Raw genomic sequence first — 10911 nt, 5'->3', positions numbered from 1 at the left:
CGGAACCGCCATTATCACCCCAGACCGGCTTTAAGTGTAGGCCGGCATTCGGGCCAGCAGCTTGTCCAGCGTGACGGGGTAGTCCCGCACCCGCACCCCGGTGGCGTTGTAGATGGCGTTGGCCACCGCCGCGCCCACGCCGCAGATGCCCAGCTCGCCCACGCCCTTGGCCTTCATGGGCGAGGAAACGGGGTCGGTTTCGTCCAGGAAGATCACCTCCTGGTGCGGGATGTCGGCGTGCACCGGCACCTCGTAGCCGGCCAGGTCGTGGTTGACGAAGAAGCCGTGGCGCTTGTCCAGCACCAGGTGCTCCATCAGCGCGGCGCCCACACCCATGGTCATGGCGCCGATCACCTGGCTGCGCGCCGACTTGGGGTTGAGGATGCGCCCGGCCGCGCACACGGCCAGCATGCGCCGCACCCGCGTTTCGCCGGTGGCCGCGTCCACGCCCACTTCGACGAAATGCGCGCCGAAGGTCGATTGCTGGAATTCCTTGTCCAGTTTGCCGAACTCGATGGCGTCTTCGGCCACGATTTCGCCGCTTTCCGCCACCTTGGCCAGCGGCGTGGATTGGCCGCCCGCGCTCACCTGGCCGTCCGCGAAAACCGCGTCGGCCGGCGGGTAGCCCGCCCGGCGCGCCACCTCCTCGCGCAGCTTGACGCAGGCTGCGTAGACGCCGGAGGTGGCGCTGTTGGCGCCCCATTGCCCGCCGGAGCCGGCCGAAACGGGGAAGTCCGAGTCGCCCAGGCGCACCGCCACGCTGGCCAGCGGCACGCCCAGCATCTCGGCGGCGGTCTGCGCGATGACGGTGTAGGTGCCGGTGCCGATATCGGTCATGTCGGTTTCCACGGTGACGCTGCCGTCCCGCTCCAGCCGCACCCGCGCGGCCGACTTCATCACCAGGTTGTTGCGGAACGCCGCCGCCACCCCCATGCCCACCAGCCAGCGGCCGTCGCGCACGCTGGCCGGCACCGGGTTGCGCGCGTTCCAGCCGAAGCGCTCGGCGCCGCTGCGCAGGCAGTCGATCAGGCGCCGCTGCGAGAACGGGCGGCTGGGCTTTTCGGGATCGACCTTGGTGTCGTTCAGGATGCGGAAACGCACCGGGTCCATCTGCAGCTTTTCCGCCATCTCGTCCATCGCGATTTCCAGCGCCATCAGGCCGGGCGCTTCGCCTGGCGCGCGCATGGCGTTCCCCTCCGGCAGGTCCAGCACGGCCAGGCGGGTCCTGGTCATGCGGTTGGCGCCCGCGTACAGCAAACGGGTCTGCTGCACAGCCACTTCCGGTTGGCCGCCGGGCAGGTCGCCGGACCAGGATTCATGGCCGATGGCGGTGATCTTGCCGTCGCGCGTGGCGCCGATGCGGATGCGCTGTATGGTGGCGGGACGGTGCGTGGTGTTGTTCATCATGAGGGGCCGCTGCAGCGCCACCTTAACCGGCCGCTTGGCCGCACGCGCGCCCAGCGCCGCCAGCAGCGCCTCGGCGCGCACGAACAGCTTGCCGCCGAAGCCGCCGCCGATATAAGGCGACACCAGCCGCACCTTGTCCTTCGGGATGCCCAGCGTTTTGGCCATGTCGCCCTTGCCCCAGTCGATCATCTGGTTCGAGGTCCAGACCGTGAGCCGGTCGCCCTGCCAGGCCGCCACCGAGGCGTGCGGCTCCATCATGGCGTGCGACTGGTCGGGCGTGGTGTAGTGCAGGTCCAGCTTCACCGGCGCCGCCGCGAAGCCGGCATCGAAGTTGCCCGCTTTGGAATCGGCCGGCGAGTTCGGGTCCGGCTTGGGCGGCTTGGCCTTGTCCTTGGCTTTCGCCAGGTCGTAGGCGCCCTTCTCGCGCACGTATTTCACCTTGATCAGCTGCGCCGCGGCGCGCGCCTGCTCGAAGGTTTCCGCCACCACCAGCGCCACGGCCTGGTGGTAGTGCTCGATTTCCGGGCCGCCCAGCAGCCTGGCGGTATTGAACTTGCCCTTGCCCAGCTTGCCCGCGTTGGCGGCGGTGACCACCGCCAGCACACCCGGCGCGCGTTGCGCAGTGCCGGTGTCCATGGCGGCGATGCGGCCTTTGGCGATGGCCGCGCCCAGCACGTAGCCGTAGGCCGCATCGGGCGCGGCGCCGTGCTGCTCGTAGGCGTAGGGCGCGGTGCCACAGGTTTTCATGGGGCCGTCGATGCGGTCCGTGGCGCGGCCGACCACCTTGAGCTGGTCGATGGGATTGGTGCCTGCGGGTGTGGTGAATTTCATCGCTTACCCTTTCTTCGCTTCGGCCAGCACGGAAGCCAGGGTGCGCTGCACCAGCTGGATCTTGAAGGCGTTGTCCGGCGTGGTCCTGGCGCCGGCCAGCAGTTGCTCGGCCACCGGACCGGCGCCGCGCGCCAGATTCTGCTCGGCCGCTTCGATGCGCCAGGGCTTGTGCGCCACCCCGCCCAGCGCCACCCGCCCGCTGCCGTCGGGCTGGATGACGGCGGCCACCGACACCAGCGCGAACGCGTACGACGAGCGGTCGCGCACCTTGCGGTAGACATGCTTGCCGCCGATGGGTTTGGGCAGCTTCACGGACGTGATCAGTTCACCCGGCTCCAGCGCCGTTTCGATATGCGGCGTGTTGCCCGGCAGGCGGTGCAGCGAAACGATGGGGATGGTGCGCGCCGTGCCGTCCGGCTTCACGGTTTCCACCTCCGCGTCCAGCAGCCGCATGGCGACGGCCATGTCGCTCGGATGGGTGGCGATGCAGGCGTCGCTGCCGCCGACCACCGCGTGATGGCGCGTAAAGCCGCCGATGGCCGAGCAGCCGCTGCCTGGCTGGCGCTTGTTGCAGGGCAGATTGGTGTCGTAGAAATAGGGGCAGCGGGTGCGCTGCAGCAGGTTGCCGGCCGTGGTGGCGCGGTTACGCAGCTGCATCGAGGCCCCGGCCAGCAGCGCGCGCGCCAGCACGCCGTAGTCGCGCCGCACGCGTTCGTCGGACGCCAGGTCGGTGTTGCGCACCAGCGCGCCCACCCGCAGGCCGCCGTCCGGCAGCGCTTCGATCTGCTCCAGCGCCAGGCCATTCACGTCGATCAGGTGGCCGGGCGTTTCGATTTCCAGCTTCATCAGGTCCAGCAGGTTGGTGCCGCCGGCGATGAAGCGGCTGCCCGGTGCGCGCTGCGCGGCGGCCGCCGCTTCGGCCGGGGATTGCACGCGCTGATAGGTAAAGGCTCTCATGCCGCCCTCCCCGCCGCGCCGTTGCCTACTTCGGTGATCGCGTCCACGATGTTGGAATAGGCGCCGCAGCGGCAGATGTTGCCGCTCATGCGCTCGCGGATTTCCTCCACACTCAGCATGGGCCTGGCGGTCAGGTCCGCCGTCACGTGGCTGGGCTTGCCCTGGCTGATCTCCTCCAGCACCGCCACGGCCGAACAGATCTGCCCGGGGGTACAGTAGCCGCACTGGTAGCCGTCGTGCCGGATGAAGGCCGCCTGCATGGGGTGCAGCTTGTCCGGATTGCCCAGGCCTTCGATGGTGGTGATCTGCGCGCCCTCGTGCATCACGGCCAGCGTCAGGCAGGAATTGATGCGGCGGCCGTCCAGCAGCACGGTGCAGGCGCCGCACTGGCCGTGGTCGCATCCCTTCTTGGTGCCGGTGAGGTGCAGGTGTTCGCGCAGGGCGTCCAGCAGCGAGGTGCGCACGTCCAGGTCGAGTTCATGCCTGGCGCCGTTCACCGTGAACGCGCATTTGACGGGCGGCAGGCTGGCCGGCGGCGCCGCGCCGTCCTGCGCCTTGGCCAGCGCCACTGGCGGAATGGCGGCCGCCGTGGCGGACAGCGCGCCCGCGATCAGCAGGTCGCGGCGGGAGATCTTAGTGCCAGGCAATTCATCCATGGTTCGCTTCCTCCGGGCTGGTGACGCGAACCATTCTAGGACAACTATCGAACACGACCTGCACTGTTGCCTGCCGGATTCGGGACGGGCGGCGTGCTATTCCAGCGGCTGTGTCAGTTGCGTGCGCCAGTCCTGCTGCGGCGCGCCGTCTCGGGCCCGCGCAGATAAGTTTCCAGCAGGTCAGTGCAGCGTCTGGTGGGTGGGCTTGCCATCAGAGCAAAACATGATCGGGAATAGTGGCGCTCTTCAGAGCTGGCGCGGTTCCAGCCATGAGCCTTGAGGAAGACGAGGCGGCGGCTCGCACAGCAGTACCGCCCGTCCTCCGCCGGATCAAGCCGTAACGTTGGTGACGTTCAGCCGAATCGTCGCATAGTCGCCGCCTTCGTCGTCATTATTGACACGGACAAAGTGGTTGAGTGTGGCGCCCGCTGGAATATAGAGCTGGAACTGGCGCACGCCATCCAGGTCTCCTGTACTTTCGGACGTCCCCTCGTACAGCTTGACTTCACCGTCGACGATCGCGTTGCCGACGCCGTCGAACAGAGATGCTGTGACAGTAAATTCCACCCGGATCTCGCCGCCCATCCGGACCTCAAAGTCCATGACAGACTGCGCCAGGCCCTGGACGCTCAATATTGCAGAGTTGGTTTTCTGCCGGCGCACCGTTTCGTTGGAGCCAAAGTTTTCATCGTCCTCAACGTACATGTCGGCAGAAACCGTGATTCTGCGGTTTGAATTGGTCAGCGCGATCCGCTCCTTCAGCAGAGGCTGCAATAGCTGAAGTAATTTCGCGTCAAGCGCGATGCCCTTGAGTTCCCGCAACGATTGGCCTTTTATTTCGTGAAGCGCGTTCCTGGATTTCCCTTTTATTGTGAGCATGGACGTAGTGCGGCGCGCAGATTCTTGCATGATGAATCTCCATTTTATGGGGCCTCATAGAAATGTTCAGCAGCGGCGACCCCGTCCCACTGCTAAACTCAGAATTTATTCACCACGGTAGATAATATTAACTTGCCAGCATTCAGCAATTGTCCAGCACAATGCCGAACCATCGAGATATTCTTGCCGAGCAGTGAAACTGAGTATATTCAGCGTGCGCGGCGAGAAATACGCGGAATGTCACGGGGGCGAGATATTTTCTTCTTGACATGCAAACCAAATTAACCCGGATCCGTTTTTACCCTAACTCGCCCGTATTGATACCGCAGTGAATGGCAAGACAACAGGAAGCTATGCGCGGGGCGAGTAAGCCCAGGAGGCATGGGGAGGCGCACGGCGGTCAATGTCCATTGAAGAGTGACGACATGATTTAATTTTCTGGAAACCGGATTGCCGTCCGGGGTTGCTTTAATAAGAACGTGCCCCGCACCAACCCCGGTTCAGGATGGTGGGCAATATCGATCTCCTGCGTGCTGGCGGCGCGTATCAGCATGCTCCTGATCCTGCCGGCCACGGAACCGCGTTTGGCAGATCGTCGCAGTGATATACATTGACCTCGATAATTTCAAACCCATTAACGATACTGCCGGCCATGCCGTTGGCGGCGAAGTATTCAAGACTGTGGCCACCCGCCTGATGGGCTGCACTCGCAGTACCGACGTATGCGCACGCGTGGGCGGCGACGAATTCGTCGTCATTTGCACCCAATTGGACACCCCAGAGCAGGCCGCCGGGGTCGCCCGGAAGGTTCTCTCCCAGCTGGAAAAAATACCCGCCAGCGGAAAGACCTATGCGCTGGGCGCGAGCATTGGGGTTTCCGTGTATCCGCAACATGGGACTAACCTCAACGAACTTCTACTCAGTGCGGACCAAGCCATGTATCGAGTCAAACGCAACGGCAAGGGCGGCGTTGCGGTATTCCACGCCGTCAGCGTGCGAGGAGAAAATGCCGGATCCCTCGCCGGCCGGGACTGTCGCGTCATAGCAAAGCCATGGTTCACGCCGGCTAGCATGTGGCATATGGCTAGCCCGCCGCATGGGCGGTCAGCTCTTGGGCTATGTGGTCTTTCAGCACATCCAACAGGGGCTGCATCTGGGCGACGATTTGCTGGGCCTGGGCAGGGGCGGCGTCGGGCGGGAGGTGTTCGAGGGCCAGGCACAGCTCGGCAAAGCTCATGGCGCCGACGGCGCGCGCAGAGGATTTGATGCGGTGCCCCAGCTCGGCCAGGCGCGCCATGTCGCCTTCGGACATGGCCTGGTTCACTTCCACCATGCCGTCGCGCGCGGCGTCCAGGAACATCAGCGCGTACTTGCGCATCTTGTCGTGCTTGTTGCCGAAGGTCTGCGCCAGCGCGCCGATGTCGAACAGGTCGGCGTCCGCAACGGGCACCGGACGGGACTCGGCCGGCACGGTATCGGCAACAGCGGCGGCGGCCGGCGCGGCGGACAAAGTGTCGTCCAGCGCCGCCGGGCTGTCCGGCAGCGGGGTTTCGATGCCGGCGGCGGCCGAGACGGCAAGCCTGCCGTCCAGGCGCGGCGGCCGCGTGCCCTCCCCGGCGCGCTGTATCATCCAGCGCGACAGCACCGTGAACAGCAGGTTCGGCGCGATCGGCTTGGTGATGAACTCGTCCATGCCGGCCGCGATGCAGCGCGCCTGGTCGTCGCGCCCGGCGTTGGCGGTCATGGCGATCACCAGGGTGCCGGTGAGCTTGGGGTGCGAGCGGATCAGGCGCGTGGCTTCATAGCCGTCCATCACCGGCATCTGCACGTCCATCAGCACGCAGTCGAAGCGCTCCTTGAGCAGCAGGTCGATGGCTTCCTTGCCGTTGTTGGCGATGCACACCGTGGCGCCGGCGTCCTCCAGCAGCTCCTGGCCCACCTGCTGGCTGAAGATGTTGTCTTCCACCAGCAGGATGTTGGCGCCCTGGATGGTGGCCATCACGTCGGGCTGCAGCACGTCGCTGTGGCTCTGCTCCAGGAAGTTGGTGCCCTTGGCCAGGCGCGCGGTGAACCAGAAGGTGCTGCCGTGGCCGCGCACGCTGTCGACGCCGACCGTGCCGCCCATCAGCTCGGCGAGCTGCTTGCTGATGACCAGCCCCAGCCCGGTGCCGCCGTACTTGCGCGTGGTGGAGGTGTCGGCCTGGTGGAAGGACTGGAACAGCTTGTCCATCTGCTCCTTGGTCATGCCGATGCCCTGGTCCTGCACTTCGAAGCGCACCAAGGTGTGGGTGTCGCGGTCTTCCTCCGGGCGGGCGCGGATGTAGATCTTGCCGTTCTCGGAGAACTTGATGGCGTTGCTGGTGAAGTTGAGCAGCACCTGCTCCAGCCGCAGCGGGTCCCCGCGCAACTGGTGCGACAGGCCGGGCCATATTTCGAACAGCAGCTCCAGGTCCTTGCGCGCGGCGCTCTCGCCCAGCTGGCTGGACACATTGCCCAGCAGGGTTTCCAGCGCGAAGTCCAGCACCTCCAGCTCCAGCTTGCCGGCCTCGATCTTGGAGAAGTCCAGGATGTCGTTGATGATGCCCAGCAGGTGCTGGCCGGAGTGGTAGATTTTCTGCAGGTAGTCGCGCTGCTTGGGATGGGTGACCGACTTCAGCGCCAGGTGCGCCATGCCGATGATGCTGTTCATCGGCGTGCGGATTTCGTGGCTCATATTGGACAGGAAGTCGCTCTTGGCCTGGTTGGCGGCCTGCGCCTGCTCCTTCAGGTTGTGCAGCTCGGTGATGTCGGTGGCCAGGCCGATCACGGCCGCCACGTCGCCGTCGATGCGCACCGGCGCCTTCACGGTCCACAGGTGCTGCACCGCGCCGTCGCGCCCCACGTAGCGCTCCTCGCCGGCGCGCTTCACGCCGTCCAGGAACACTTCGCGCTCCTCGGCCCAGGCAGCGTCGGCCTGCGCGGCCGGCATCAGCTCGCGGTCGCTCTTGCCGATGATGTCCTCCACCGGCAAGCCCATGGCCTCGGCGGTCTTGGCGTTGGCGTAGATGTAGCGGCGCTGCTGGTCCTTCATGAAGACGCGCGCGTCCACGTTGTTGAGCACGCTGTCCAGCAGCAGGCGCTGCTCGACGGCGCTGCGGCGCGAGAAATACAGCGTCAGCAGGTAGCCGTAGATCAGCATGGTGAGGGTGAAGCCGGTGGCCATCGCGATCCATGGGAAGTAGGCGTCCAGCCCGGTGTGCATGTCGGAGCGCTTGACGCGGAACAGCGCCTTCCACAGGGTGCCGTTGAAGTCGATCGGCAGCACCGTTTCCATGTACTCCTCGGGATTGGAAGGAGCGATCGGCACCGCTTCGATCGAGCCGTTGTCGTTGTACAGCAGGCGGTCGGTCTTTTCGATGGCGAGGCGGCGCTTTTCCACGTCGGTGGAGCTGTCGGCGTACAGCAGCATGTGCACTTGCCGGATTGCCATCTCGTCGATGGCGCCCTGCACCAGCTTGGCCACCGAGAACCCGATGCCGACCGAGCCGACATAGGCGGCGCGGCGGCTGGCCACGTCGTGGATCGGCATGCCGCGCTTGTACACCGGCAGGCGCATGCCGAGGCCGATGTGCGGCACCGGCTTCTTCACGATCACCGGCTGGCCGGAGGCGCTGATCTGGCCGGTATCGCGCGACAAATCCATGGCGCGCGCGATGGCGGGGTTGACGCCGATGTCCACGCCGAAGCGCTCCATCACTTTTTCCATCGGCTCCAGGTAGAGCAGGACGGTGTACTGGTCGCGCCGGCCGGGCGGCTTGATGTCGAAATTCGGGTAGCCGAGCGGATTCAGGCTACGGTCGTTGCGCACGGCGGCCACGAAGGCGTCGCGCTCGGCGTCCGTCACCGGCACCGCGTAGTTGAGCGCTTCGATGGCCGGGAAATGCTGCGGCAGGTTGAGGCTGGACACGTACTGGTGGAACTGCTGGCGGCTGAGCGAGTCGCTGGTCTGGAACAGCGCCACCAGGCCGCGCACCACGTCCGAGTAGGATTTCACGCGCTGCGAGATGCTGTATTGGGTGCTGCGGGCCAGGTTGTCGAAGCGCTGGCGGTCGTCGTCCTCCACGGCGCGCGCCGCGTTCGAGTACAGCACCATGCCGACCGACAATGCCAGCGACAAGCCTATGCCCCAGAGCACAGTCCTTATATTGATCAGACCTTTGAACAGGGAACCCAGATTACGCATTCACGGTCACTTCATGCCAGGTTGTTTTGCATTGGAGCAGCATACTATCAAACACCATTTATCAACCAGAATTAACTGGCCGCATCCGCTGCTAGCAACACGCTAGTGATGCGCGGATTGGTTTTATGGCAAGCACGGAACTAACTTCCCATTTTGCGCTCTAACCGACGAGCAGGAGGGAATCATGTCCGTCATTCCACGAGCATCCGCCATGGTAATCGCTGCCGGCCTCGCATGGGGCGGGAATTGCGCGGCCGCAGAGCGGGAACACAATGAATTCGAGGCGCTGCTGGAGGCGCCGGGCAGGCTGGCCAGCGGCGGCGCGGCCAGCGCCGAAGCGGCGCTGCGGATGCACTTCACGCTGCCCCGCGCGCTGGGGCGCAAGGTGAGCTGGCGCCTGGCGCTGGTGGACCCGGCCGGCAAAACCGTGCGGCAATGGCGTGGCGCGGCAACCACGCAACGCGGCGCGGCAGGGGAGCGCGTGGGCGGCGATGACGCGGCCGGCGGCATGGCTGGCGGCGGGCCCGCTGCCGGTGCCGCCACGGTGACGGTGAAGTGCTGCGCACCACCTCGTCCGAAACGGGCACAACTGACGCAACGGCCCCGCGCAACGAGCGCGGCCAGCGCCCTGCCCGACGGCGTCTACCAGCTGCGCCTGCGCGCCGAGGCCGGCAGCGGCCGGGCGCACGAAGTGATCCGGCAACGCTGGGATATCGCCTTAGGTAGCCCCGCCCCGCTGGCCCTGCCGCAATTCAGCCCCCTGCCTACCCTGCGCGCGCCGCGCGGCCCGAACCGCGCCGCCACAGCTGCGGCGGCCGCCGAACTGCCCTACACGGTCTACTACGGCAACCTGCACAGCCAGACCAGTCACAGCGACGGAGGCGGCGCGCTCAACCACTGCACCGGTTCGCAGGAGCCGCAAAGCGCGCCCTTCGGCCCGGAGGATGCCTACGACTACGCGCGCCGCCACGGCCTGGACTTCCTGATGACATCCGAGCACAACCACATGTACGACGGCTCCGAAGGCACCAACTCATCCGCCGATCCGGCCCAAGCCACCGGCCTGTACCGCAGCGGCATCTCGGCGGCCGCCGCCTACACCGCCGCGCACCCGGACTTCCTGGCCATCTACGGCATGGAATGGGGCGTCATCAGCGGCGGCGGCCATCTGAACATCCTGAACAGCCCCGAGCTGCTGGGCTGGGAGCGCAACGCCGGCGGCGCCCTGCTGGCCGACACCGCCACCGCCAAGGGCGACTACGGCGCGCTGTACGCCCTGATGCGCGAGCGCGGCTGGGTGGGGCAGTTCAACCATCCCAAGGAAAACCAGTTCCGCGCCGGCGGCAAAAACCTGGGCTACACGGAAGACGGCGACGCCGCCATGGCGCTGTGCGAAGTGATGAACACCAATGCCTTCTCCGTCAACACCACGGAAACGGAGACCCGCCGCAGCACCTACGAGGAAGCCTGCCAGCGCATCCTGGAAGCGGGCTACCACGTGGCTTTTGCCACCAACCAGGACAACCACTGCGCCAACTGGGGCATGTCGGCGCCCAACCGCACGGCGGTGCTGATACCGGAAGCCAGCGCGCTGTCGTCCACCACCTTGCTGGACGCCATCCGTGCCCGGCGCGTGTTCGCCACCATGGACAAGCAGGCCCAGGTCATCCTCACCGCCAACGGGCGCCTGATGGGCGAACGTTTCAGCAACAGCGGCCCGCTGACGCTGGAAGTGCGGCACGCCAGCGCCGCCGGCAAGCAGGTGGCCGCGCTGGCCATCATCGAAGGCCAGCCCGGCCGCCGCAACTCGGCAGCCCCGCTGCCCGGCGCCGGCGCCAGCACCACCATCACGCCCCCGCCCGGCGATCACTTCTACTACGCCCGCATCACCCAGGACGACGGCACCGTGCTGTGGTCGGCCCCGGTCTGGGTCAGCCAGCAGCCCGCGCCGCCCTAGCC

Annotated in this window: 7 protein-coding genes and 1 pseudogene; 2 read left to right on the top strand and 6 right to left on the bottom strand. The window is 66.2% G+C overall.

Annotated features, from left to right (window positions below):
- Nucleotides 1-30: 30 nt before the first annotated feature.
- The 5 genes from paoC to AC56DV_RS27715 all read right to left on the bottom strand — a co-directional run bounded on the left by paoC (nt 31) and on the right by AC56DV_RS27715 (nt 5283).
- Complete coding sequence (gene paoC, locus AC56DV_RS27735; RefSeq protein WP_496317442.1) at nt 31-2238, bottom strand: aldehyde oxidoreductase molybdenum-binding subunit PaoC; 2208 nt, start codon at nt 2236-2238, stop codon at nt 31-33.
- Nucleotides 2239-2241: 3 nt separating this feature from the next.
- Nucleotides 2242-3195, bottom strand: a complete 954-nt coding sequence (locus tag AC56DV_RS27730) for an FAD binding domain-containing protein (RefSeq protein WP_496317441.1) — start codon at nt 3193-3195, stop codon at nt 2242-2244.
- A complete protein-coding gene (gene paoA / locus AC56DV_RS27725; RefSeq protein WP_496317440.1) occupies nt 3192-3851 on the bottom strand; it encodes an aldehyde dehydrogenase iron-sulfur subunit PaoA in 660 nt (219 codons plus the stop codon). Before paoA ends, AC56DV_RS27730 begins: the two co-directional genes overlap by 4 nt.
- Before the next feature lie 330 nt (nt 3852-4181).
- Nucleotides 4182-4760, bottom strand: coding sequence for a hypothetical protein (locus tag AC56DV_RS27720; RefSeq protein ID WP_496317439.1), 579 nt, complete (start codon nt 4758-4760; stop codon nt 4182-4184).
- Nucleotides 4761-5160: 400 nt separating this feature from the next.
- Nucleotides 5161-5283, bottom strand: coding sequence for a hypothetical protein (locus AC56DV_RS27715; RefSeq protein ID WP_496317438.1), 123 nt, complete (start codon nt 5281-5283; stop codon nt 5161-5163).
- A 47-nt stretch (nt 5284-5330) separates the two neighbouring features.
- On the opposite strand from AC56DV_RS27715, the pseudogene AC56DV_RS27710 reads away from it, so the two are divergent.
- Nucleotides 5331-5648: pseudogene (locus AC56DV_RS27710) on the top strand (diguanylate cyclase domain-containing protein); the annotation flags it as partial.
- A 166-nt stretch (nt 5649-5814) separates the two neighbouring features.
- Here the strand turns inward: AC56DV_RS27710 and AC56DV_RS27705 are convergent.
- On the bottom strand, nt 5815-8886 hold the full coding sequence (locus AC56DV_RS27705; RefSeq protein ID WP_496317437.1) for a CHASE domain-containing protein: 3072 nt from the start codon (nt 8884-8886) through the stop codon (nt 5815-5817).
- Between the two features lie 250 nt (nt 8887-9136).
- On the opposite strand from AC56DV_RS27705, the gene AC56DV_RS27700 reads away from it, so the two are divergent.
- Nucleotides 9137-10909, top strand: coding sequence for a CehA/McbA family metallohydrolase (locus AC56DV_RS27700; protein WP_496317436.1), 1773 nt, complete (start codon nt 9137-9139; stop codon nt 10907-10909).
- Nucleotides 10910-10911 lie beyond the last annotated feature (2 nt).

This window comes from Massilia sp. BGA-UO-ETr-WB1 (genome assembly GCF_059567845.1).
This window is presented reverse-complemented; position numbering and strand designations above follow the sequence as displayed.